This window comes from Burkholderia cepacia, from assembly GCF_001039005.1.
Classification (GTDB): Bacteria; Pseudomonadota; Gammaproteobacteria; order Burkholderiales; family Burkholderiaceae; genus Burkholderia; species Burkholderia theae.
Genome location: NZ_LDWR01000028.1, coordinates 12,380 through 35,664 on the forward strand (window position 1 = coordinate 12,380; position 23,285 = coordinate 35,664).

Genomic DNA, 23,285 nt, shown 5'->3' on the forward strand with positions numbered 1-23,285 from the left:
AAACCGGCGTTCAGTGGCCGGCAAATTCGGTGACGGTATAGACGGGCAGTCCCGCGTTGCGCAGCAGCGCCGAGCCGCCGAGATCGGGCAGGTCGATGATCGCCGCGCCTTCGACGACTTCCGCGCCGAGCCGCTGCAGCAGGTTGCGCCCCGCCATCATCGTGCCGCCCGTCGCGATCAGGTCGTCCATGATGATCACGCGGTCGCCGGGGCGGCACGCATCTTCGTGGATCTCGACCGTCGCGCTGCCGTATTCGAGGTCGTACGACTCCGAACGCGTCTTGTACGGCAGCTTGCCGACCTTGCGGATCGGCACGAAGCCGACGCTCAGTTCGTACGCGACGATCGGCGCGATGATGAAGCCGCGCGCATCGAGGCCCGCGACGTAGTCGAGCTTCGCGTCGACATAACGTTCGACGAACAGGTCGACGAGGATGCGCAGCGCCTTCGGGCTCTGCAGCAGCGTCGTGATGTCGCGGAACATCACGCCCGGCTGCGGCCAGTCGGGCACCGTGCGGATCTGGCTGTGAATGAAGGCGACCGGATCGAGCGGCGCGCCCGACGACGAATGCGGCATGAAACTCTCCGAAAAAAACGGTGCGCGAAGATCGGGCACCGTTTCGAATAAATACGGGTCAGGTTATTGAATCGTGGCTCACGCGGCCGCGGCCGGCGGATCGCGCCGATGGCGCGACAGCCGCTCCTCCGCGAGCGCGAGCGCCTCGGGCAGCCCGCGCAGCACGACGATGTCGCTCGCGCGCAGCTTGGTCTGCGGGTCGGGTTCGACGCCGCGGATGCCGTGCCGGCGGATCGCCGTGACTTCCAGCCCGAGCGCATACAGCCCGAGCTCCTCCAGCGAACGCCCGACCGCGTCCGCGCGCGCATCGACCGGCACCGATTGTAGCCGCACCTGCTCGTGGTCGTCGTCGTCCGCGTCGTCCGCGCCGCGGAAATAGCCGCGCAGCAGGCTGTAGCGCTCGTCGCGCATCTCCTCGACGCGCCGCACGACCTTGCGCATCGGCACGCCGACCAGCACCAGCGTGTGCGACGCGAGCATCAGGCTGCCCTCGACGATCTCCGGAATCACCTCGGTCGCACCGGCCGCGAGCAGTTTCTCGAGATCGGCATCGTCGACGGTACGCACGATCGCGGGCAGCGTCGGCTCGAGCTCGTGCACATGGTGCAGCACGCGCAGCGCGGACGGCGTGTTCGCATAGGTGATCGCGACGGCCGCCGCGCGGTGGATACCGGCCGCGAGCAGCGACTCGCGGCGCGCCGCATCGCCGAACACGACCGATTCGCCGGCGGTCGCGGCCGCGCTCACGCGATCGGGGTCGAGGTCGAGCGCGACATACGAGATACCTTCCTGTTCGAGCATCCGCGCCAGGTTCTGGCCCGCGCGGCCGTAGCCGCAGATGATCACGTGGCCGCGCTGCTTGAGGCTCTGCGTCGCGATCCGCGTCATCTGCAGCGACTGCTGCATCCATTCGGTCGAGGACAGCCGCATCACGATCCGGTCGGCGTTCTGGATCAGGAACGGCGCGGCGAGCATCGACAGCAGCATCGACGCGAGGATCGCCTGCAGCAACGTCGAATCGACGAGATGCCGGTCGAGGATCAGGTTCAGCAGCACGAAGCCGAACTCGCCGGCCTGCGCGAGCCCGATACCCGTGCGCATCGCGACGCCCGGCGTCGCGCCGAACAGCCGCGCGAGCCCCGTGATCATCGTGGCCTTGAACAGCACCTGGCCGACGAAGAAGCCGAGCACGAGCAACGGATGCTCCCAGATCACGCGCGGGTCGAGCAGCATCCCGGTCGTCACGAAGAACAGGCCGAGCAGCACGTCGCGGAACGGCTTGATGTCCTCCTCCACCTGATGCCGGAACGGCGTCTCGGAAATCAGCATCCCCGCGATGAACGCGCCGAGCGCGAGCGACAGGCCGAACTTGTCGGTGATGAACGCGGCGCCGAGCGTGACGAGCAGCAGGTTCAGCACGAACAGCTCCTGCGAGCGGCGCCGCGCGACGACGTTGAGCCAGCGCGTCATGAAGCGCTGCCCGATGACCAGCAGCAGCGTGAGCGCGATCACGATCTTCACGGCCGCAAAGCCGAGCGTCAGCGCGAGATCCTTCGACGATTCGGCGCCGAACGCGGCGATCACGATCAGCAGCGGCACTACTGCGAGATCCTGGAACAGCAGCACGCCGAAGATGTTGCGGCCGTGCTCGGTCTCGATCTCGAGCCGCTCGGCGAGCATTTTCGACACGATCGCCGTCGACGACATCGCGAGCGCGCCGCCGAGCGCGATGCTGCCCTGCCACGTGATGTGTACCCAGCGCTCGAACAGCGCGCCGAGCGCGAGTGCGAGCACCAGCGTCGCGACCACCTGCAGCAGCCCGAGCCCGAACACGAGCCGCTGCATCGACCTCAGCTTCGCAAGGGAGAATTCGAGGCCGATCGAGAACATCAGGAACACGACGCCGAATTCCGCGAGATGCTCGGCACGTTCGAGATCCGCCGCGATCCCGAGCGCATGCGGGCCGACCAGGATGCCGACGGTCAGGTAGCCGAGCATCGGCGGGAGGTTCAGCGAACGGAACACGACGACGCCCACCACTGAAGCCAGCAGCAGCATGAGCGTCATTTCGAGCGGGGAAATCACGGGCAAAGCGTCCTCGTTCGTCGGGGCCACCGCAAAGCGGGCACGGTGGCGTAGCGTGGGATAGGCGACTTCAGACGAGTCCGAAGGCCCGGCGCGGCGAACAAACGCCTTTGCTATACTCCGCGCATGATAGCGAAAATCAATGACAACCGCGCGCTCGCGCTCGCCCGCGACGTGCTCGACATCGAGGCGGACGCCGTGCGCGCGCTGCGCGACCAGCTCGACGGCGACTTCGTCCAGGCCGTCGCGCTGCTGCTCGGCTGCCGCGGCCGCGTGGTGGTTTCCGGAATCGGCAAATCGGGGCATATCGCCCGCAAGATCGCAGCAACGCTGGCGAGCACCGGCACGCCGGCCTTCTTCGTCCATCCCGCCGAGGCCAGCCACGGCGACCTCGGGATGGTCACCTCCGACGACGTCTTCATCGGCATCTCGTACTCCGGCGAATCGGAAGAACTCGTCGCGATCCTGCCGCTCGTCAAGCGGATCGGCGCGAAGCTGATCGCGATCACGGGCCGCGCGGAATCGAGCCTCGGCACGCTCGCCGACGTGAACCTGAACGCCGCGGTGTCGAAGGAAGCGTGCCCGCTGAACCTCGCGCCCACCGCGAGCACGACCGCCGCGCTCGCGCTCGGCGACGCGCTCGCCGTCGCGGTGCTCGACGCGCGCGGCTTCGGTTCGGAAGACTTCGCGCGCTCGCACCCGGGCGGTGCGCTCGGCCGGCGCCTGCTCACCTACGTGCGCGACGTGATGCGCTCGGGCGACGACGTCCCGTCCATCGGGCTCGACGCGACGCTGTCGGATGCGCTGTTCCAGATCACCGCGAAGCGCCTGGGCATGACGGCCGTGGTCGACGCCGACGGCAAGGTCGTCGGCATCTTCACCGACGGCGACCTGCGCCGCGTGCTCGCGCGCGACGGCGACTTCCGCACGCTGCCGATCGCCGACGTGATGACGCACAACCCGCGCACGATCGCGCCGGACCACCTGGCAGTCGAGGCCGTGGAACTGATGGAGCGCCACCGGATCAACCAGATGCTGGTCGTCGATGCCGACGGCGCGCTGATCGGTGCGCTGAACATGCACGACCTGTTTTCGAAGAAGGTGATCTGATGAGCGCAGCGTTGACTGCGGCCGAGCGCGCGAGCCGCGTGAAGCTGATGATTTTCGACGTCGACGGCGTACTGACCGACGGCGGCCTGCTGTTTACCGCCGCCGGCGATGCGATGAAGTCGTTCAACTCGCTCGACGGCCACGGCGTGAAGCTGCTCGGCGAAGCCGGCATCGCGACCGCGATCATCACGGGCCGCCGCTCGGAAATCGTCGCGGCGCGCGCGAAGGAAATGAAGATCGCGCACCTGTTCCAGGGCGTCGAGAACAAACTCACCGTGTTCGCCGACCTGATCGCGTCGCTCGGCCTCACCGCCGACGCATGCGGCTACATGGGCGACGACTGGCCCGACCTGCCCGTGATGCTGCGCTGCGGCTTCGCGACCGCGCCCGCCAACGCGCACCCCGAGGTGATCGCCCGCGCGCACTGGGTGGCCGAGGCCCGTGGCGGCCAGGGCGCCGTGCGCGAAGTCTGCGACGCGATCCTGCGCGCGCAGCGCCGCTACGACGCGCTGCTCGCGGCCGCCTGCGGAGCCTGACGGATGAATACGCATTTCCGCTGGACCCAGCTGCTGCCGCTCGCCGCGGTCGCCGCGCTCGCGGGCATCACCTGGTGGCTGCTGCAGGCCACGCTGCCGCCGCCCGGCGAGGGCATCGTGCAGCCGAAGCGCCACACGCCCGATTATTTCGCGGACAACTTCTCGGTCACCGAGCTCGACCAGTCCGGCACGACCCAGTACCGGCTGACGGCCGTGAACCTGACCCATTACGAAGACACCGAAAACAGCGACCTGATCGATCCGGCCATGCGCGCGTTCCAGCCCGGCAAGCCGGTCGTGACGACCACCGCGAAGCGCGGCACCGTCAACGGCGACGTGTCGATCGTCGACTTGTACGACAACGCGCGCATCCTGCGCGCGGCCGGCGGCGGCGATCCGCAGATGCAGGCCGATTCCCAGCATTTCCGGATCTTCGTCAATGACGATGTGATCCAGACCGAAAAGCCGGTTAAACTTCAGCGCGGCCTGTCGCTCGTCAACGCGACCGACGGCATGAAGTACAACAACGTCACCCGGGTCATCGAGCTTTACGGCAACGTGCGCGGCACGATCGCCGCGGCGGACACGTCCGGCGGCTCGAAAGGTCAACCCAAGTGACGCATCCCTCACGTGACTGCATGAACGAACCGTTCCCTCGACAGAATTCCGGCGGCGCTGCGCGCGCCGTCCGCGCCGCGCTTGCCGCGACGCTCGTGGCGCTCCCGCTGATCGGGCTGGCGCCGCTCGCCCATGCCGAGAAGGCCGACCAGAGCAAGCCGATCAACGTCGAGGCCGACAACCTGACCTACGACGACCTGAAGCAGGTCACGGTCGCGACCGGCAACGTCGTGATCACGAAGGGCACGATCATCATCAAGGGTGATCGCGTCGAAGTGCGCCAGGACCCGGAAGGCTATCAGTACGCCACGTCGTTCGGCAGCAGCAAGAAGCACGCGACGTTCCGCCAGAAGCGCGAAGGCCTCGACGAATACATCGACGGCGACGCCGAGCGCATCGACTACGACGGCAAGCAGGACCTGACCACGCTGACGACCGCCGCGACCGTGCGCCGCCTGCAGGGCACATCGACCATCGCCGATACCGTGCACGGCAGCGTGGTCACGTATGACGGCCAGCGCGACTTCTACACCGCCAAGGGCGGCAAGGACGTCGCCGCGCCGGGCAACCCGAACGGCCGCGTGCGCGCGATGCTGTCGCCGAAGAACGGCGGCCCCGCTCCGCTGAACGGCGCGCCGGCGAAGCTGTCGCCGTCGACCACCATCCAGGGAGCGCCGGGCCAATGAACGCGCTACCGAACCGCCAGCCGGCCGGCACCACGAGCTCGCTCGTCGTCCGCAACCTGAAGAAGCGCTACGGCTCGCGCACGGTCGTCAAGGACGTGTCGCTCGACGTGAAGAGCGGCGAAGTCGTCGGCCTGCTCGGCCCGAACGGCGCCGGCAAGACCACGTCGTTCTACATGATCGTCGGCCTCGTGCCGCTCGACGCGGGCGAGATCTCGCTGAACGGCAGCTCGATCAGCCTGCTGCCGATCCACAAGCGCGCGTCGCTCGGCCTGTCGTACCTGCCGCAGGAAGCGTCCGTGTTCCGCAAGCTGACCGTCGAGGAAAACATCCGCGCGGTGCTCGAGCTGCAGTTCGGCGAAGACGGCAAGCGGCTGTCGAAGGACGCGATCGCGGCGCGCACCGAAGCGCTGCTCGACGAGCTGCAGATCGGCCACCTGCGCGAGAACCCCGCGCTGTCGCTGTCGGGCGGCGAACGACGCCGTGTCGAAATCGCGCGCGCGCTCGCGACCAACCCGAGCTTCATCCTGCTCGACGAACCGTTCGCCGGCGTCGACCCGATCGCGGTGCTCGAGATCCAGAAGATCGTCAAGTTCCTGAAGCAGCGCAACATCGGCGTGCTGATTACCGATCACAACGTCCGCGAAACGCTCGGCATCTGCGACCACGCGTACATCATCAGCGACGGCTCGGTGCTCGCCGCCGGCGCGCCGAGCGATATCATCGAAAACGAAAGCGTACGCCGCGTGTACCTCGGCGAACACTTCCGCATGTAACTCCCTCCTCGTGGCTGGCTGCACCCCGCCCGGCATCGCCGCGCGGGGCCGTGCCCCGCTTCGCGGCCATGCCCGCGACCGGGCGGCGCGCCGCGCGTAATCGCGGATGGCTCAACGCGCCTGGGTCGTGGCACACTGCCGGTATGACTCCCTCCTCGCCATGAAAGCCAGCCTTCAACTCCGCCTGTCGCAACATCTGGCGCTGACGCCCCAGCTACAGCAGTCGATCCGGCTCCTGCAGTTGTCGACGCTCGAATTGCAGCAGGAAGTCGCGATGGCCGTCGCGCAGAACCCGCTCCTCGAGAGCGACGACGAATGGATCGCGAGCCCGCTGCGCGTTGCATCGGACGGATCGCTGATCGCGCAGACGCCCCCCGCGCAGAACACCGAGTCGACCGCGGCGAACGGCACCAGCCAGTCGGGCGATCGTGCTGAGCGCGACGAACCGGCCGGCGCGGACGAATACGAGGGTTACGGGTCCGGCGACGGCAACGACGGCCCGCAATGGAATCTCGACGAATTCGGCCGTTCGAGCGGCGCATCCGACGACGACGACCTCCCGCCGCTGCAGGTGCAGGAAGCCGCGACGTCGCTGCGCGACCACCTGTCAGCGCAGTTGCGCGTCACGCAGGCCGGCCCGCGCGATCGCGCACTCGTGATGTTCCTGATCGAATCGCTCGATGACGACGGCTACCTGACCGCCACGCTCGACGAAGTGCTCGCCGACCTGCCGTCCGAGCTGGAGATCGACTGCGACGAACTGAACGCGGCACTCGCGCTGCTGCACAGCTTCGACCCGGCCGGGGTCGGCGCCCGCTCGGCCTCCGAATGCCTGAAGCTGCAGTTGCTGCGCCTCGATCCGTCCCCGACGCGCACGCTCGCGCTCGAGATCGTGTCGCAGCATCTGGAACTGCTCGCCGCACGCGACTTCACACGGTTGCGCAAGCACCTGAAGGCGAGCGACGACGCGCTGCGCGACGCGCATGCGCTGATCCGCTCGCTGGAGCCGTTCCCCGGCGCCGCGTACGGCAAGGCCGAGGCCGACTACGTCGTGCCCGACATCATGGTGAAGAAGGCCGGCCAGGGATGGCTCGCGGAACTCAATCCGGAGGTCGTGCCGCGCCTGCGGATCAACAACCTCTACGCGAACATCCTGCGCAACAGCCGCGGCGATCCGTCGGCCGGTTCGCTGAAGCAGCAACTCCAGGAAGCACGCTGGCTGATCAAAAACATCCAGCAGCGTTTCGACACGATCCTGCGTGTCGCGCAGGCTATTGTCGAGCGTCAGAAGAATTTCTTTGCGCACGGTGAAATTGCCATGCGCCCCTTGGTTTTGCGGGAAATAGCTGATACGCTGGGCCTACACGAGTCGACTGTCAGCCGTGTGACAACCGGGAAGTACATGCTGACCCCGTTCGGGACGCTTGAATTTAAGTACTTCTTCGGATCTCACGTTTCGACCGACACTGGTGGCGCCGCCTCGTCGACCGCCATCCGAGCCCTCATCAAGCAACTGATAGGAGCTGAAGACCCAAAATCGCCACTTTCGGATAGCCGCATTGCCGAGCTGCTGGCAGAACAGGGTTTCGTGGTCGCGCGCCGCACGGTTGCGAAATATCGCGAAGCCCTCAAGATCCCGGCAGTGAATCTGCGAAAGTCTCTTTAGGCCTGCTGCCTGCCCGGCGGCAGGCGTGTTCCGGCCACCGCGCACACGGGGAACAAGCCGGGCGACCTGTCCGCGATACGCCGCTTCGTGCGGTAAGGGCAAGTCGACCGGAGCGCCGCCTCGATGCGGCCGGGTGGTCACTCGCTTGGAGAAGCACTATGAACCTGAAGATCAGTGGACATCATCTCGAAGTCACGCCTGCAATTCGCGAGTACGTCATCACCAAGCTGGACAGGGTGCTACGGCATAGCGATCAGGTGATCGATGGCACTGTGATCCTCTCGGTCGACAATCACAAGGAAAAGGACAAGCAGCAGCGCGCGGAAATCAACCTGCACCTGAAGGGCAAGGACATCTTCGTCGAAAGCGCGAACGGCAATCTGTACGCGGCGATCGATCTGCTGATCGACAAGCTGGATCGCCAGGTCGTCAAGCACATGGAGCGCCTGCAAACGCACGCGCACGACCCGATCAAGCTTCAGCCGTCGATCGACCAGATCGAACTGCCGCCGCAGTAACCGACACAGCAACACGCACGCCGCCCGGTTCGCCGGGCGTTTTTTTTGCGACTCCGCGCCCGTGGTGCGACCGGTCCGTCCATGCTGCGCCACGCACGCGGCTGTGCTCTATAATGTTCCGGTTATCGCCGGGGGGCGTTGGGTGCGGTAGCTGCGTTGCAGGTTGCCGATGCCAAATGCCTTGATATCGCCTGAACATGGAAAATCAGTCTGCCGCCGCAAGGAGACCCCAGGCCGCCCAATCGCCTGCCAACATGAATCGCCTAGCCAAAATCCTGCCCATAGAGAACGTCGTCATCGACCTCTCAGTCACCAGCAAGAAACGCGTCTTCGAACAAGCCGGGCTGATGTTCGAGAATCAGAACGGCGTCGCCCGCAGCACCGTCACGGACAACTTGTTCGCGCGCGAGCGCCTCGGCTCGACCGGGCTCGGCGAAGGCGTCGCGATTCCGCACGGGCGCATCAAGGGTCTCAAGCACCCGCTCGCCGCGTTCGTGCGGCTCGCCGACGCGATCCCGTTCGAAGCGCCCGACGGCCAGCCGGTTGGCCTCCTGATTTTCCTGCTCGTCCCCGAGCAAGCCACCCAGCAGCACCTCGAAATCCTGTCGGAAATCGCGCAACTGCTGTCCGATCGCGACGCGCGCGAGCGTCTGCACAACGAAACGGACATCGCCGAGTTGCATCGCCTGCTCACTCAGTGGCAACCTTGAGTTGATCCGGGCGGAATATTTTCCCGTACGAGGCGGCACGCGCCGCCGTCCAGGGCCGCCCGGTGCCGGCCCGGCATGGCGACGTCCGTCGCCGCGCGCATGCGCCGGCCCATTGGAGTGACGAAAGTCATGGATACGTCCAGCATCAACGCCCAGAGCATCTTCGACGACAACGCGGCCACGCTGAAACTGAGCTGGCTGACGGGGCATGAAGGCTGGGAACGCGGCTTTTCGGCCGACACGGTCGGCAATGCGACCTCGAGCGCCGACCTCGTCGGCCACCTGAACCTGATCCACCCGAACCGGATCCAGGTGCTCGGCGAAGCCGAAATCGACTACTACCAGCGGCAGACCGACGAAGACCGCTCGCGCCACATGGCCGAGCTGATCGCGCTCGAACCGCCGTTCCTCGTCGTCGCCGGCGGCGCAGCCGCGCCGCCCGAACTCGTGCTGCGCTGCACGCGCTCGTCGACTCCGCTGTTCACGACGCCGATGTCGGCCGCTGCGGTGATCGACAGCCTTCGGCTCTACATGTCGCGCATCCTCGCGCCGCGCGCGACGCTGCACGGCGTGTTCATCGACATCCTCGGGATGGGCGTGCTGCTGACCGGCGATTCGGGCCTCGGCAAGAGCGAACTCGGTCTCGAACTGATCAGTCGCGGCCACGGCCTCGTCGCCGACGACGCGGTCGATTTCGTCCGTCTTGGCCCCGATTTCGTCGAAGGGCGTTGCCCGCCGCTGCTGCAGAACCTGCTCGAGGTGCGCGGCCTCGGCCTGCTCGACATCAAGACGATCTTCGGCGAGACCGCCGTGCGGCGGAAAATGAAGCTGAAGCTGATCGTCCAGCTCGTGCGCCGCCCCGACGGCGAATTCCAGCGCCTGCCGCTCGAAAGCCAGACCGTCGACGTGCTCGGCCTGCCGATCAGCAAGGTCACGATCCAGGTTGCGGCCGGCCGCAACCTCGCGGTGCTCGTCGAGGCAGCCGTCCGGAACACGATCCTGCAGTTGCGCGGAATCGACACGTTGCGCGATTTCATGGATCGGCAACGACTCGCGATGCAAGATCCCGACAGTCAGTTCCCCGGCAAGCTGGTGTAACCCGCACGCGCCGGCCGCGCAACGCCGACGCGTCGAGCCGGTGCTATGATGAAACGTCAGGATTCTCTGCTTCCCATGCGCATTGTCCTTATCACCGGCATCTCCGGCTCAGGCAAGTCCGTCGCGCTGAACGCGCTCGAAGACGCAGGCTATTACTGCGTCGACAACCTGCCGCCGCACGTGCTCCCCGAACTCGCCCGCTACCTCGCCGAGGATGGCCAGCGCCGGCTCGCGGTCGCGATCGACGCGCGCTCGAGCGCATCGCTCGACGAAATGCCCGGCCTGATCCGCGATCTATCGCGCGAGCATGACGTGCGCGTACTGTTCCTCAACGCGAGTACCCAGGCACTGATCCAGCGCTTCTCCGAAACGCGCCGCCGCCATCCGCTGTCCGGCTCGCCGTCGCACGACGCGAACGTCGGCCTGCTGTCGTCGCTGGAGGAAGCGATCGAGCGCGAACGCGATCTCGTCGCGCCGCTCGCAGAATTCGGCCACCAGATCGATACCAGCACACTGCGCGCGAACGTGCTGCGCACGTGGGTCAAGCGCTTCATCGAGCAGAAGGACAACGACCTGATGCTGATGTTCGAGTCGTTCGGCTTCAAGCGCGGCGTACCGCTCGACGCCGACCTGATGTTCGACGTGCGCGCGCTGCCGAATCCGTACTACGACCACGAGTTGCGCCCGCTCACCGGGCTCGACCAGCCGGTCATCGCCTTTCTCGACGCACTGCCGATCGTCCACCAGATGATCGACGACATCCATGCGTTCCTGATGAAATGGCTGCCGCACTTCCGCGATGACAACCGCAGCTACCTGACCGTCGCCATCGGCTGTACGGGCGGCCAGCATCGCTCGGTGTTCATCGCGGAAACGCTCGCCGCGCGCGTCGCGCACGAGGCGAACGTGATCGTGCGGCATCGTGACGCGCCAGTGGATGTCGACGCGTCGTCGCGGCTCGTCTCCGAGGTCCACCGACCCTAGCGACGCCCGCTCCTTCGTCAGCGCGCCATGTCCTCTCTATCGACCACCCTGATCGACCTGCCGTTGTTTCCGCTGCATACGGTGCTGTTTCCGGGAGGCCTGCTCCCGCTCAAGGTGTTCGAGGCACGCTATCTCGACATGTCTCGCGCGTGCCTGCGCGACGATGCACCGTTCGGCGTGTGCCTGCTGAAGAGCGGGCCCGAAGTCGCGCAGGACGGCGCCGTGTCGGTGCCCGAAACCATCGGCTGCATGGCGCGCATCACCGAATGCGACACGGGTGAATTCGGGATGCTGTATCTGCAGGCGGTCGGCACGCAGCGTTTCGAGCTGCTGTCGTATCGCGTCGAAGGCAACGGGCTGCTGGTCGGCATCGCGGAGCCGCTGCCCGACGACATCCCGCTCGAAGGCGAGCAAACGCTCGCACAGTTCGGTTCGTGCGCCGAGGTGCTCGAGCGCATCATCGACGCGCTGAAGAAGTCCGAACCGGGCAAGATGCCGTTCGGCGAACCGTTCCGTCTCGACGATCCGAGCTGGGTGTCGAACCGCCTGGCCGAACTGCTGCCGCTCGACCTGCGCGCGCGGCAAAAGCTGATGGAGTTTCCGGACGTCGGCGCCCGCATCGACGCCGTGCACCACGTGCTCGACCGGCACGGTTGGCTGTGAATACCCCCAGCCAGGCCCTGCGCCGACAGAGTCACGCCCGAAGAGAACTTCCTTCAGGGCGGAACACCTGGGCCGGCCCGGCGCTCTCTTGAGCGCGCGAGCCACGCCCTCCTCCTTTCGTTACAGCAGCGGCCCGCTCAGCGCATCGAGCAGCTTGCGCACCGGCGCCGGCACACCGTACGCGTCGAGCCGGCTCAGCGGCACCCATGTGGTGTCCGCGTCCCGCCCGTGCGGCAGCACACCACCGCCATCCGCCATGTCGCTCAACCGCGGTTCGATCTCGAGCCGGAAATGCGTGAACGTGTGCGTGAGCGGCGCGAGCGGCACCGGACCGCCACCGCCGAAGCCACGCGCGAGTTCCGCGAGCGCGGCGTCGCCGTCGGCTTGCGGCAGGCTCCACAGGCCGCCCCAGATGCCGGCCGGCGGCCGCCGCTCCAGCAGCACGGCGTCGCCGTCGCGCAGCACGAGCATCCAGGTCTTGCGCGTCGGCACGGCCTTCTTCGGCCGCGCGGCCGGCAGTTCGCGCTGGCGGCCCGTCGATTGCGCGACGCAGTCGCCCGCGAACGGACAACGCGCGCAATCGGGCTTGCCGCGCACGCACAGCGTCGCGCCGAGATCCATCAAACCCTGCGTATAGGCGCTCACGTCGGCCGCGTTCGCGGCGTCGGGCAGCAGCGATTCGGCGAGCGCCCACATGTCGTTCTCGACGCGCTTCTCGCCCGGAAAACCCTCGACGCCGAACACCCGCGCGAGTACGCGCTTCACGTTGCCGTCGAGGATCGTCGCGCGCGCGGCGTAGGCGAACGACGCGATCGCCGCGGCCGTCGAGCGGCCGATGCCCGGCAGTTCGGCCAGCGCGTCGGGTGTCGACGGAAACGCGCCGCCGTGCTCGGCGACGACGACCTGCGCGCAACGGTGCAGGTTGCGTGCGCGCGAGTAGTAGCCGAGCCCCGCCCACAATGCCATCACGTCGTCGATCGGCGCCGCCGCGAGCGCGGCGACGTCAGGGTAGCGTTCGAGAAAGCGCGTGTAATACGGGACGACGGTCGACACCTGCGTCTGCTGCAGCATGATTTCCGACAGCCAGATGCGGTACGGATCGCGGGTGTTCTGCCAAGGTAGGTCGTGGCGGCCGTGCTCGCGCTGCCACGCGACCAGGCGCGTGGCGAACGTGCGATGCAGCGGCGTGACAGGGAACGGAGCGGGAGCGGTGCGGGGCGGCTTCAAGTTTTCTAATCGTGGGAAAAGGTTTTAACGCTGGCAGGTCGGGCAAAAATAAGTCGACCGCTGGCCCTGCACGATCTGGCGGATCGGCGTGCCGCATACGCGGCAGGGCTGGCCCGCACGGTCGTAGACGAAGCAGTCGAGCTGGAAATAGCCGCTTTCGCCGTTGCTGCCGACAAAATCGCGCAGGGTGCTGCCGCCGCGCTCGATCGCGTCGGCGAGCGTCGCGCGCACGGCGTCGGCCAGCCGCTCGTAGCGCGGCAGCGAGACCTTGCCGGCGGCCGTCGTCGGCCGGATGCCGGCGCGAAACAGGCTCTCGGATGCATAGATGTTGCCGACGCCGACGACCATGTCGCCCGCGAGCAGCGCCTGCTTGACCGACACCGTGCGGCCGCGCGTGCGCGCATGCAGCAGCGCACCGGTGAACGCCGGCGAGAACGGCTCGACGCCGAGGCTCGCGAGGAGCGGATGCGCATGCACGTCGCCCGCTTCGCGCGGGTGCCACAGCACGGCGCCGAAGCGACGCGGATCGCGGAACCGCAGCACGAATTCGTCGAAGATCCAGTCGATGTGGTCGTGCTTCGCGGCGACGGGCACGCCGGCCGCGGGCAACACGCGCAGCGTGCCCGTCATGCCGAGATGGACGATGAACCAGCCCGCGTCGACCTCGAACAGCAGGTACTTGCCGCGGCGCTCGACGGCGAGCACCTCGCGCGCGCGCAACTGCTCGGCGAGCCCCGCCGGCACGGGCCAGCGCAGCATCGCGGTACGGACGTCGACACGCTCGACGCGGCGGCCCGCGACAAAGGGCTCGATGCCCCGGCGCGTGACTTCGACTTCTGGCAACTCTGGCATGTTTTGCGGGTCTGAGACTAGGGTCTGTTTAGATATGGAACGTGCATGCGTTGCCACGAGAACGGCCGCTCGCGAGGCGCGCAACGCGGCGAGCGGCCGTTTTCGTGGCAACCCCAAATTAAAAAGAATTCATGTCACGGGAATGCCCGAAATCGCCCGCATGGCGGCGTCGCTCGTCGCTTGTTTGGCTCAGCCAAACGGCGCTCCTCACCTCTTGCCCTACGAGCGATTTCGGGCATTCGCATGTGCGTTCCATATGTAAACGGACCCTATCACGATCGTGCGTGTATTGTAGCGAGCGCGTTACAATCGGTTGAAACATCGAACGGATTTCCATGACCCTGCCCTCGAAGCTGCTTCAGAAGCGCCCCGCCGCCGTGCGCGGCGCGCGCGCCTTCCCGGTCCGCCGTGCACTCGGCGCCGCGTTGTTTGCCGCCTGGACCCTCACCGCCTTCCCGGCTCACGCGCAGGATCCGGGATCGGACGACGCGGAGCCGCAGGGCGCGTTCGAGCATGTAATGCCGGACGAGCAGAAAAATCTCCCCGGCGTCCCGCTGACGAGCCAGATCGTCTACCAGGTGCTCGCCGCCGAGGTCGCACTCCAGCGCAACCAGCCCGCGCCGGCCTACCAGACCTACCTCGCGCTCGCCCGCGACACGCGCGATCCGCGCATGGCGCAGCGCGCGACCGAGATCGCGCTCGGCGCGCAGAGCCCGGCCGACGCGCTGTCCGCCGCGAACCTGTGGCGCCAGTACGCGCCAGATTCGAACCGGGCGTCGCAAGTCGACGCCGCGCTGCTGGTGCTCGCCGGCAAGCCGGCCGACGCGCAGCCGATGCTCGCGCGCGAGCTGGCCCGGGCGACCGGCGAGACGCGCGGTCCGGCAATCCTCGCACTGCAGGCGCTGCTCGTGCGCGGCTCCGACCGCGTCGGCGGCCTCGCGGTGCTGAAGGACATGCTGAAGAGCGACATGAACCGTCCCGAGGCGCAGCTCGCGATCGCGCGGCAACAGCTCGCGGTCGACGATAAAGACGGCGCCGCGCAGTCGCTGAAACAGGCGCTGCAGCTCCGCCCCGACTATCTGCCGGCAGCGCTGATGCTGTCGCAGATGGGGCCGGCGGAACGCGCGGCGGGCATCGCGTCGTTCGAGAAATATGTTCAGCAGAATCCGAAGTCGCGCGACGCGCGGCTGGCGCTGTCGCAGCTCTATCTCGCCGACGATCGCCTCGAGGACGCGCAGAAGCAGTTCGAGACGATGCGCAAGCTCGACTCGAAGGATCCGACGCCGCTGATGGCGCTCGCGCTGATCAAGATCCAGCAGAAGAAACTCGACGAAGCGACCGCCTACCTGAAGCAGTACGTGCAGCTCGGCGACAAGCAGCCGAACCTCGACGTCGGCCAGGGCTACATCTACCTCGCGCAGATCGCGATCGACCAGGACAACGACGCGCAGGCGTCGCAATGGCTCGACAAGGTCGACCAGACGAGCCAGCACTACCTGCCCGCGCAGATCACGCGCGCGCAGTTGCTGCAGAAACAGGGCAAGACCGACGAGGCGCGCAAGGTGCTCGACGACCTGCCCATCTCGGATCCGCGCGACGCAGCCGTGGTCGCGCGCACCGACGCGTCGATCCTGTTCACCGCGAAGCGCTATCCGGAAGCCGAGGCACGGCTCGGGCAGGCGGTCCAGGACTTCCCCGACGATCCCGACCTGCGCTACGACTACGCGATGGCGGCCGAAAAGACCGGCCACTACGCAACGATGGAAAAGCAGCTGCGCGAGCTGATCCGCACGCAACCCGACAATCCGCAGGCGTACAACGCGCTCGGCTATTCGCTCGCCGACCGCAACCAGCGCCTGCCCGAGGCCAGCAAACTGATCGACAAGGCGATGGCACTCGCGCCGAACGACGCGTACATCATGGACAGCCTCGGCTGGGTGAAGTACCGGATGGGCGACGCGGCCGGCGCGGCGACGGTCCTGCGGCGCGCGTACGACCTGCAGCCGAACGCCGAGATCGGCGCGCATCTCGGCGAAGTGCTGTGGAAGAGCGGCGCGCAGGACGACGCGCGTTCCGCGTGGCGTGCCGCGCAGAAACTCGAGCCCGACAACGACACGCTCGTGCAGACGCTGAAACGCCTCCAGATCAACGGCCTTTGATGCAGATGTTCCCGATGCTTTCCCTGTCTTCCCGCGCACAGCGCACGCTGGCCGCGGCCGGCGCGGCGCTCGTGCTCGCCGGCTGCGCGAGCACGCCGCCGTCGGCCAGTGCGCCGACAGGCGCGGCGCTGCAGACCGCCGCGACGCATGCTTACCATGGCCGCTTCGCGGTGCAGTACGACGACCGTCTCGGCAAGCAGCAGAACGTGTACGGCAACTTCGACTGGCAGGAACACGGCGACGACGTGTCGCTCGAACTGCGCAGCCCGCTCGGCCAGACGCTCGCGGTCGTGAAGTCGACGCCGAGCGCGGCGTCGCTCGAGTTGCCGAACCGTCCGACTCAATATGCGACCGACGTCGGCGACCTGATGCAGAAAACGCTCGGCTTCGATCTGCCGCTCGCGGGCCTGCGCTACTGGCTGCTGCCGACGCCAGCCCCCGTGACGCCCGCGGAGACGGTGCGCGATCCGGCCGACGGCACGCGCGTGAAGCAGATCCGCCAGGACGGCTGGACCATCGATTACCTTGCCTACGCGGATGCCCCGGCCACCGGCGTCAAACGCGTCAACCTCGTGCGCGCGACACCGCCGCTCGACATCAAGCTCGTGCTCGACCAGTGAGCACGCCTAGCCCCGACAACCGCATGACCGATTCGACCCGCTCGCTGCGCAACTGCCTTGCGCCCGCGAAACTCAACCTGTTCCTGCACATCACCGGCCGCCGCCCGAACGGCTATCACGATCTGCAGAGCGTGTTCCAACTGCTGAACTGGGGCGATACGCTGCACTTCACGCTGCGCGACGACGGCCGCGTTTCGCGCGTCACCGACGTGCCCGGCGTGCCCGAGGAAAGCGATCTCGTCGTGCGCGCGGCCAACCTGCTGAAGGCGCACACGGGCACCGCGTCCGGCGTCGATATCGAGATCGACAAGTGCCTGCCGATGGGTGCCGGCCTCGGCGGCGGCAGCTCCGACGCGGCGACGACGCTGCTCGCGCTGAACCGCCTGTGGCAACTCGACCTGCCGCGCGCGGAGCTCCAGTCGCTCGCGGTAAAACTCGGCGCGGACGTTCCGTTTTTTATTTTTGGAAAAAATGCGTTCGCAGAGGGTATCGGAGAAGAATTAGCTGAGGTAGAATTGCCGACTCGCTGGTTCTTGGTTGTGACGCCACGTGTTCATGTCCCGACCGCTGAAATATTTTCAGATGAGTTGTTGACAAGAGATTCGAAGCCAGTCACAATTGCTGACTTTCTTGCACAGCAAAACAGCGATGCGGGATGGCCAGACAGCTTCGGCCGGAACGACATGCAGCAAGTTGTGACAAGTAAGTACGCGGAAGTTGCGCAGGTGGTCAAATGGTTGTATGATTTGACCCCCGCGAGGATGACCGGCTCCGGAGCAAGCGTGTTTGCAGCGTTTCGCAGCAAGCATGAGGCAGAAGCGGCGAAAGCCAAGCTGCCCACCGGTTGGAACGGTGCAGTTGCCGAGAGCCTGAACGAGCATCCGCTCTTCGCTTTCGCGTCATGAAGTTTTACTTGGCCGGACGGCCTACACAAGTCCGGTTGAGTTATCAGTTAAGTGTAGGGGAGTCGCCAAGTTGGTCAAGGCACCGGATTTTGATTCCGGCATGCGAGGGTTCGAGTCCTTCCTCCCCTGCCAAAAATTTTCCCGCATTTCCCGCCTAAGCCTGAAGCAGGTGCACGATGAGCAGCCATGACGGCCTGATGGTTTTTACTGGCAACGCGAATCCCGCGCTCGCCCAGGAAGTCGTCAACATTCTTGGAATCCCCCTCGGCAAAGCAATGGTCAGCCGTTTCTCCGACGGCGAGATCCAGGTCGAGATCCAGGAAAACGTGCGTGGCAAGGACGTCTTCGTCCTGCAATCCACGTGCGCGCCGACGAACGACAACCTGATGGAACTGATGATCATGGTCGATGCGCTCAAGCGCGCATCCGCCGGCCGGATCACTGCTGCCATCCCCTACTTCGGCTACGCCCGCCAGGACCGCCGCCCGCGCTCGGCGCGCGTCGCGATCTCGGCGAAGGTCGTCGCGAACATGCTGGAAATCGCCGGCGTCGAGCGGATCATCACGATGGATCTGCACGCCGACCAGATTCAAGGCTTCTTCGACATCCCGGTCGACAACATCTACGCAACGCCGATCCTGCTGGGTGACCTGCGCAAGCAGAACTACTCGGATCTGCTCGTCGTGTCGCCGGACGTCGGCGGCGTGGTGCGTGCCCGGGCACTCGCGAAGCAGCTCAACTGCGATCTCGCGATCATCGACAAGCGTCGTCCGAAGGCGAACATCGCCGAAGTGATGAACATCATCGGTGAAGTCGAAGGCCGCACTTGCGTCATCATGGACGACATGGTCGATACGGCCGGCACGCTCTGCAAGGCAGCGCAAGTGCTGAAGGACCGCGGCGCGAAGCAGGTGTTCGCTTACGCGACGCACCCCGTGCTGTCGGGCGGCGCCGCCGATCGTATCGCGGCATCGGCACTCGACGAGCTGGTCGTCACCGATACGATCCCGCTGTCGGCCGAATCGCTGGCGTGCTCGAAGGTCCGCTCGCTGACGAGCGCGAGCCTGCTGGCCGAGACGTTCTCGCGGATCCGTCGCGGCGACTCGGTGATGTCGCTGTTCGCGGAATCCTGATCGCGACTCGACGCAACCAAGCATTCGCAAAAAGCGAAGCGGCAACGCTTCGCTTTTTGCACAATCGGACGGGATAGACGAAACCCCGGCCGTTTCATCGGGGGCCGCCGTTTGACGGCCCCGTTTTACTGCCTGGTCGCGGGCAGCTATTGGAGAATCACATGAAAGTCGTCGCTTTCGAGCGCCAAGAGCAAGGTACGGGTGCGAGCCGCCGCCTGCGCAACGCCGGTAAGACCACGGGTATCGTTTACGGTGGCGAAGCAGCCCCGCAAAAGATCGAACTCGATCACAACGCCCTGTGGCATGCCCTGAAGAAGGAAGCCTTCCACTCGTCGATCCTCGACCTCGAAGTGGCCGGCCAGTCGCAACAGGTTCTGCTGCGCGACGTGCAATATCACCCGTTCAAGCAACTGGTGCTGCACGTGGACTTCCAACGCGTTGACGCATCGAAGAAGCTGCACACGAAGGTGCCGCTGCACTTCATCAACGCTGAAGTCAGCCCGGCCGTGAAGCTGTCGAGCGCGATCGTTTCGCACGTCGCGACGGAAATCGAAATCGAGTGCCTGCCGGCTGCCCTGCCGGAGTTCCTCGAAGTCGACCTGTCGAAGATCGAAGCCGGTCAATCGCTGCACGCGAAGGACATCACGCTGCCGAACGGCGTCGCGCTGGTCGCACACATCGACGCGGAAAACCCGGTTGTCGCATCGGCGACGGTCCCGGCTGGTGCCGTGTCGGACGCAGCAGGCGATACGCCGGCTGCCTAAGCGCCCAATCGATCCGTTTCACGAAACGGTCGACGCAACCCGCCGCGGCTTGCCCGGCGGGTTTTTCTTTTTCTGCGCCCAGGCGGCAGCTGCCGCCTTCGAAACGTCATGATCAAACTGATCGTCGGCCTCGGCAATCCCGGGGCGGAATACACCGCGACGCGCCACAACGCCGGCTTCTGGCTGATCGACCAGCTCGCCCGCGAAGCAGGCACGACGCTGCGCGACGAACGCCGCTTCCACGGCTTCTATGCGAAAGCGCGCCTGCACGGCGAGGAAGTCCACCTGCTCGAACCGCAGACCTACATGAACCGCTCCGGCCAGTCGGTCGTCGCGCTCGCGCAATTCTTCAAGATCCTGCCCGACCAGATCCTCGTCGCGCACGACGAGCTCGACCTGCCGCCCGGCACCGTGAAGCTGAAGCTCGGCGGTGGCAGCGGCGGCCACAACGGCCTCAAGGACATCTCCGCGCACCTGTCGTCGCAGCAATACTGGCGGCTGCGGATCGGCATCGGCCATCCGCGCGACCTGATTCCGGAAAGCGCGCGCGCCGGCGCGAAGCCCGACGTCGCGAACTTCGTGCTGAAACCGCCGCGCCGCGAGGAACAGGATGTGATCGACGCATCGATCGAACGCGCGCTCGCCGTGATGCCGATGGTCGTCAAGGGCGAACTCGACCGCGCAACGATGCAACTGCATCGCAACTGAACGCGCATCGCACCGGCACGGTGCATCGAGGCGTCCGGCCGCGCCGGGCGGCCCCGCCCTTCCCACCGTGACGCCCACATGCGGTAATCTCGTCGTTTTGCCCGACAGGAGCCAAGCGGTGAGCCGTTACTGGAGCGACGTCGTTCAGCAACTCGTGCCTTACGTGCCGGGCGAGCAGCCCGCGCTCGCGCACCCCGTCAAGCTGAACACCAACGAGAATCCCTATCCGCCGTCGCCACGCGTGGTCGCGGCGATCGCACGCGAACTCGGCGACACCGGCGACACGCTGCGCCGCTATCCGGACCCGGTCGCGCGCGCGCTGCGCGAGACGGTCGCGGCCCATCACCGCATCAAGCCCGAGCAGGTGTTCGTCGGCAACGGTTCCGACGAGGTGCTCGCGCACGCGTTCCAGGCGCTACTCAAGCACGACCGGCCGCTGCGCTTTCCCGACATCACGTACAGCTTCTATCCGACCTATGCGCGCCTGTACGGCGTCGCAACGACGGTCGTGCCGCTCGCGGACGACTTCTCGATTCGCGTCGACGACTACCTCGACGACGCCGGCGGCGTGCTGTTTCCGAACCCGAATGCGCCGACCGGGCGCGCGCTGCCGCTCGCGGACGTCGAGCGGATCGCGGCCGCGAATCCGTCGTCGGTCGTCGTGATCGACGAGGCGTACGTCGATTTCGGCGCGCAGTCCGCGATCACGCTGATCGACCGCTATCCGAACCTGCTCGTCGTGCACACGACGTCGAAGGCGCGCTCGCTCGCGGGCATGCGCGTCGGCTTCGCGTTCGGCGATGCGGCGCTGATCGACGCGCTGAATCGCGTGAAGGACAGCTTCAACTCCTATCCGCTCGACCGGCTCGCGCAGGCCGCCGCGCAGGCCGCATACGAGGACACCGACTATTTCGACGCGACCTGCCGGCGCGTGATCGACAGCCGCACGCGGCTCGCGCACGCACTCGATGCGCTCGGCTTCGACGTCGTGCCGTCGGCCGCGAATTTCGTGTTCGCGCGCCATCCCGCGCACGATGCGGGCGCGATTGCGGCGAAGCTGAAGGAACGGGAAATTTTCGTGCGGCACTTCCGGCTGCCGCGGGTCGACCAGCATCTGCGCATCACCGTCGGCACCGACGCCGAATGCGATGCGCTCGTCGCGGCATTGCGCGAGCTGCTGGCCTGAAACGGAAGAACCGGCGCCGGGCGGCGCCGCTCGGGAAGCGAGACGCGCTCGCCGTCTGGCCAAAGCGCGCGTCACGACATGGTCACGACGCGTCGTCGCCCTTCCCGGCGATCAACACGTGATACTTCTCCATCAATTGCGCGTGCGATTCGTCGTGCTGCGGATCGCGCGGAATGCATTCGACCGGACATACCTGCTGGCACTGCGGTTCGTCGAAATGGCCGACGCACTCGGTGCACTTGTTCGGGTCGATCACATAGATGTCCGGGCCCATCGAAATCGCGCCGTTCGGGCACTCGGGCTCGCACACGTCGCAATTGATGCACTCGTCGGTAATCATCAAAGCCATACTGATCTCACTTCTTCAGGCCGGCGGCCGGCTTCGCAACGAAACCGGCCGGCGCCGCGTCACGCGGCAGGGCCTCCCATCGCGGTGACTTTCTCGGTCAGCCATTTCTCGACGGACGGGAACACGAACTTGCTGACATCGCCGCCCAACTGCGCGATTTCGCGCACGATCGTGCCCGAGATGAACTGGTACTGATCGGACGGCGTCATGAACATCGTCTCGACGTCGGGCAGCAGATAGCGGTTCATCCCGGCCATCTGGAACTCATATTCAAAATCGGACACGGCGCGCAGGCCACGCACGATCACGCGTGCGTTGTTGGTGCGGACAAAATCCTTCAGGAGACCGGTGAAGCTCATCACCTTCACGTTCGGATAATGACCGAGCACCTCGTTCGCAATCGTCAGACGTTCTTCCAGCGAGAAGAACGGTTTTTTCGCGCGGCTATCGGCGACCCCAACCACCAGCGTATCAAAAATGCTCGACGCACGCCGCACGAGGTCTTCGTGCCCGCGGGTCAGCGGATCGAACGTACCGGGATACACGGCGACTACCATGTCGCTCCTCCTGTCATCACGCAAACGGGATGGCAGCCGTGCGATGCGCACGCCACTGCCGAGATGGGCATGCGTCGCCTTTGCGGCGCGCCGCCTCGTATCGAACGCGCATTATTCATCATTTTCGCGCCGCAGCAAATGATAGTGAACCGCACCCGCCTTGCCGTGCTTCAAGACCTGCCAGCCCGCCAGCGCGTCGTGCGTGGCCGGATCGAGTTCCGCGCCCGTCTCGACGTACAGCGCGCCGCCCGCCGAAACGAGCGGCGCCGCCAGCGCGAGCGCGCGCTCGAGCACGGCCGGCTCGCCGAACGGTGGATCGAGAAACACGACGTCGAACGCGCCCGGCGAGAGCCCGGCCGCGAGCCGCAGCGCGTCGGCCTCGGCAACCTCGACCGCGCGGGCGCCAAGCTTGTCCTTGATCGCACGCAGCTGCTGCGCGGCGCGCGGATGGCGCTCGACCATCACGACGCTTGCCGCACCGCGCGACGCGGCCTCGAAGCCGAGCGCGCCGGTGCCCGCGAACAGGTCGAGGCAGCGCCACCCTTCGAGATCCTGGCCGAGCCAGTTGAACAGCGTTTCGCGCACGCGATCGGGCGTCGGCCGCAGGCCGTCGAGATCGAGCACCGCGAGCGGCGTGCGTTTCCAGTCACCGCCGATGATGCGGATCGTGTGCGGCTTGCCGCGGCCGGGAGGGGCCGTCGGGCGGCCAGAAGAGGAACGGGACATACGGAATAGTGACAACGGAGGGACCGGGCGCGCGCAGGGGCGCACCGCCAAACAGGCGCACGTTACCACAGCGGC

The 23,285-nt window shown here is 66.4% G+C and carries 25 protein-coding genes and 1 tRNA gene; 19 read left to right on the forward strand and 7 right to left on the reverse strand.

Annotated features, from left to right (window positions below; translation table 11 throughout):
• Nucleotides 1-10: 10 nt before the first annotated feature.
• Entirely contained in the window at nucleotides 11-577 is a 567-nt protein-coding gene (locus tag VL15_RS16830) for an adenine phosphoribosyltransferase (RefSeq protein ID WP_011353218.1), read from the reverse strand.
• Between the two features lie 78 nt (nucleotides 578-655).
• Nucleotides 656-2,662: a monovalent cation:proton antiporter family protein gene (locus VL15_RS16835; RefSeq protein WP_048247155.1), complete on the reverse strand. Its 2,007-nt coding sequence runs from the start codon at nucleotides 2,660-2,662 to the stop codon at nucleotides 656-658.
• Between the two features lie 126 nt (nucleotides 2,663-2,788).
• On the opposite strand from VL15_RS16835, the gene kdsD reads away from it, so the two are divergent.
• From kdsD to VL15_RS16890, 11 genes are all read left to right on the forward strand, one after another.
• Nucleotides 2,789-3,772 (forward strand): arabinose 5-phosphate isomerase KdsD, encoded by a 984-nt coding sequence (kdsD, locus tag VL15_RS16840; RefSeq protein WP_048246954.1) that lies wholly within the window; start codon nucleotides 2,789-2,791, stop codon nucleotides 3,770-3,772.
• Nucleotides 3,772-4,308: a KdsC family phosphatase gene (locus VL15_RS16845; protein ID WP_048246956.1), complete on the forward strand. Its 537-nt coding sequence runs from the start codon at nucleotides 3,772-3,774 to the stop codon at nucleotides 4,306-4,308. The genes kdsD and VL15_RS16845 overlap by 1 nt, the downstream gene beginning before the upstream one ends.
• A 3-nt stretch (nucleotides 4,309-4,311) precedes the next feature.
• The gene (lptC, locus tag VL15_RS16850) at nucleotides 4,312-4,926 is read left to right on the forward strand and encodes an LPS export ABC transporter periplasmic protein LptC (RefSeq protein ID WP_048246958.1); all 615 of its coding nucleotides are present in this window, start codon (nucleotides 4,312-4,314) and stop codon (nucleotides 4,924-4,926) included.
• Nucleotides 4,927-4,946: 20 nt separating this feature from the next.
• On the forward strand, nucleotides 4,947-5,612 hold the full coding sequence (gene lptA / locus VL15_RS16855) for a lipopolysaccharide transport periplasmic protein LptA (RefSeq protein WP_048246959.1): 666 nt from the start codon (nucleotides 4,947-4,949) through the stop codon (nucleotides 5,610-5,612).
• Nucleotides 5,609-6,385, forward strand: coding sequence for an LPS export ABC transporter ATP-binding protein (gene lptB / locus VL15_RS16860; protein ID WP_048246961.1), 777 nt, complete (start codon nucleotides 5,609-5,611; stop codon nucleotides 6,383-6,385). Before lptA ends, lptB begins: the two co-directional genes overlap by 4 nt.
• A gap of 160 nt (nucleotides 6,386-6,545) precedes the next feature.
• Nucleotides 6,546-8,051, forward strand: coding sequence for an RNA polymerase factor sigma-54 (locus tag VL15_RS16865; RefSeq protein ID WP_048246963.1), 1,506 nt, complete (start codon nucleotides 6,546-6,548; stop codon nucleotides 8,049-8,051).
• A 158-nt stretch (nucleotides 8,052-8,209) separates the two neighbouring features.
• Entirely contained in the window at nucleotides 8,210-8,569 is a 360-nt protein-coding gene (gene hpf, locus VL15_RS16870; RefSeq protein ID WP_006477786.1) for a ribosome hibernation-promoting factor, HPF/YfiA family, read from the forward strand.
• A 197-nt stretch (nucleotides 8,570-8,766) separates the two neighbouring features.
• On the forward strand, nucleotides 8,767-9,279 hold the full coding sequence (locus VL15_RS16875; RefSeq protein WP_048246965.1) for a PTS sugar transporter subunit IIA: 513 nt from the start codon (nucleotides 8,767-8,769) through the stop codon (nucleotides 9,277-9,279).
• 129 nt (nucleotides 9,280-9,408) lie between these two features.
• Nucleotides 9,409-10,377, forward strand: a complete 969-nt coding sequence (hprK, locus tag VL15_RS16880) for an HPr(Ser) kinase/phosphatase (RefSeq protein WP_011353227.1) — start codon at nucleotides 9,409-9,411, stop codon at nucleotides 10,375-10,377.
• A gap of 75 nt (nucleotides 10,378-10,452) precedes the next feature.
• The gene (gene rapZ, locus VL15_RS16885; protein WP_048246967.1) at nucleotides 10,453-11,361 is read left to right on the forward strand and encodes an RNase adapter RapZ; all 909 of its coding nucleotides are present in this window, start codon (nucleotides 10,453-10,455) and stop codon (nucleotides 11,359-11,361) included.
• Nucleotides 11,362-11,388: 27 nt separating this feature from the next.
• On the forward strand, nucleotides 11,389-12,024 hold the full coding sequence (locus tag VL15_RS16890) for an LON peptidase substrate-binding domain-containing protein (RefSeq protein WP_048246968.1): 636 nt from the start codon (nucleotides 11,389-11,391) through the stop codon (nucleotides 12,022-12,024).
• A 120-nt stretch (nucleotides 12,025-12,144) separates the two neighbouring features.
• On the opposite strand, the gene mutY is transcribed toward VL15_RS16890, so the two are convergent.
• Nucleotides 12,145-13,251: an A/G-specific adenine glycosylase gene (gene mutY, locus VL15_RS16895; protein WP_048246969.1), complete on the reverse strand. Its 1,107-nt coding sequence runs from the start codon at nucleotides 13,249-13,251 to the stop codon at nucleotides 12,145-12,147.
• Between the two features lie 24 nt (nucleotides 13,252-13,275).
• Entirely contained in the window at nucleotides 13,276-14,103 is an 828-nt protein-coding gene (gene mutM, locus VL15_RS16900) for a bifunctional DNA-formamidopyrimidine glycosylase/DNA-(apurinic or apyrimidinic site) lyase (protein ID WP_048246970.1), read from the reverse strand.
• A gap of 335 nt (nucleotides 14,104-14,438) precedes the next feature.
• On the opposite strand from mutM, the gene VL15_RS16905 reads away from it, so the two are divergent.
• From VL15_RS16905 to hisC, 8 genes are all read left to right on the forward strand, one after another.
• Nucleotides 14,439-16,262 carry a tetratricopeptide repeat protein gene (locus VL15_RS16905; protein ID WP_048246971.1) on the forward strand — a complete coding sequence of 608 codons (1,824 nt, stop codon included), beginning with the start codon at nucleotides 14,439-14,441 and terminating at the stop codon, nucleotides 16,260-16,262.
• Complete coding sequence (gene lolB / locus VL15_RS16910) at nucleotides 16,262-16,882, forward strand: lipoprotein insertase outer membrane protein LolB (RefSeq protein WP_048246972.1); 621 nt, start codon at nucleotides 16,262-16,264, stop codon at nucleotides 16,880-16,882. The genes VL15_RS16905 and lolB overlap by 1 nt, the downstream gene beginning before the upstream one ends.
• 23 nt (nucleotides 16,883-16,905) lie before the next feature.
• Nucleotides 16,906-17,787 (forward strand): 4-(cytidine 5'-diphospho)-2-C-methyl-D-erythritol kinase, encoded by an 882-nt coding sequence (ispE, locus tag VL15_RS16915; RefSeq protein ID WP_048246974.1) that lies wholly within the window; start codon nucleotides 16,906-16,908, stop codon nucleotides 17,785-17,787.
• A gap of 55 nt (nucleotides 17,788-17,842) precedes the next feature.
• Nucleotides 17,843-17,919, forward strand: a tRNA-Gln gene (locus VL15_RS16920).
• A 44-nt stretch (nucleotides 17,920-17,963) separates the two neighbouring features.
• Nucleotides 17,964-18,920, forward strand: coding sequence for a ribose-phosphate pyrophosphokinase (locus tag VL15_RS16925; protein WP_048246975.1), 957 nt, complete (start codon nucleotides 17,964-17,966; stop codon nucleotides 18,918-18,920).
• A gap of 161 nt (nucleotides 18,921-19,081) precedes the next feature.
• Nucleotides 19,082-19,684 carry a 50S ribosomal protein L25/general stress protein Ctc gene (locus VL15_RS16930; protein ID WP_048246977.1) on the forward strand — a complete coding sequence of 201 codons (603 nt, stop codon included), beginning with the start codon at nucleotides 19,082-19,084 and terminating at the stop codon, nucleotides 19,682-19,684.
• A 108-nt stretch (nucleotides 19,685-19,792) separates the two neighbouring features.
• Nucleotides 19,793-20,392 carry an aminoacyl-tRNA hydrolase gene (gene pth, locus VL15_RS16935; protein ID WP_048246979.1) on the forward strand — a complete coding sequence of 200 codons (600 nt, stop codon included), beginning with the start codon at nucleotides 19,793-19,795 and terminating at the stop codon, nucleotides 20,390-20,392.
• A 118-nt stretch (nucleotides 20,393-20,510) separates the two neighbouring features.
• Nucleotides 20,511-21,578, forward strand: coding sequence for a histidinol-phosphate transaminase (gene hisC, locus VL15_RS16940; protein ID WP_048246981.1), 1,068 nt, complete (start codon nucleotides 20,511-20,513; stop codon nucleotides 21,576-21,578).
• Between the two features lie 82 nt (nucleotides 21,579-21,660).
• On the opposite strand, the gene VL15_RS16945 is transcribed toward hisC, so the two are convergent.
• From VL15_RS16945 to rsmD, 3 genes are all read right to left on the reverse strand, one after another.
• Complete coding sequence (locus tag VL15_RS16945; RefSeq protein WP_048246983.1) at nucleotides 21,661-21,927, reverse strand: YfhL family 4Fe-4S dicluster ferredoxin; 267 nt, start codon at nucleotides 21,925-21,927, stop codon at nucleotides 21,661-21,663.
• A gap of 59 nt (nucleotides 21,928-21,986) precedes the next feature.
• Nucleotides 21,987-22,484 (reverse strand): pantetheine-phosphate adenylyltransferase, encoded by a 498-nt coding sequence (gene coaD, locus VL15_RS16950; protein ID WP_021163047.1) that lies wholly within the window; start codon nucleotides 22,482-22,484, stop codon nucleotides 21,987-21,989.
• Between the two features lie 111 nt (nucleotides 22,485-22,595).
• A complete protein-coding gene (gene rsmD, locus VL15_RS16955; RefSeq protein ID WP_048246985.1) occupies nucleotides 22,596-23,210 on the reverse strand; it encodes a 16S rRNA (guanine(966)-N(2))-methyltransferase RsmD in 615 nt (204 codons plus the stop codon).
• Nucleotides 23,211-23,285: the final 75 nt, after the last annotated feature.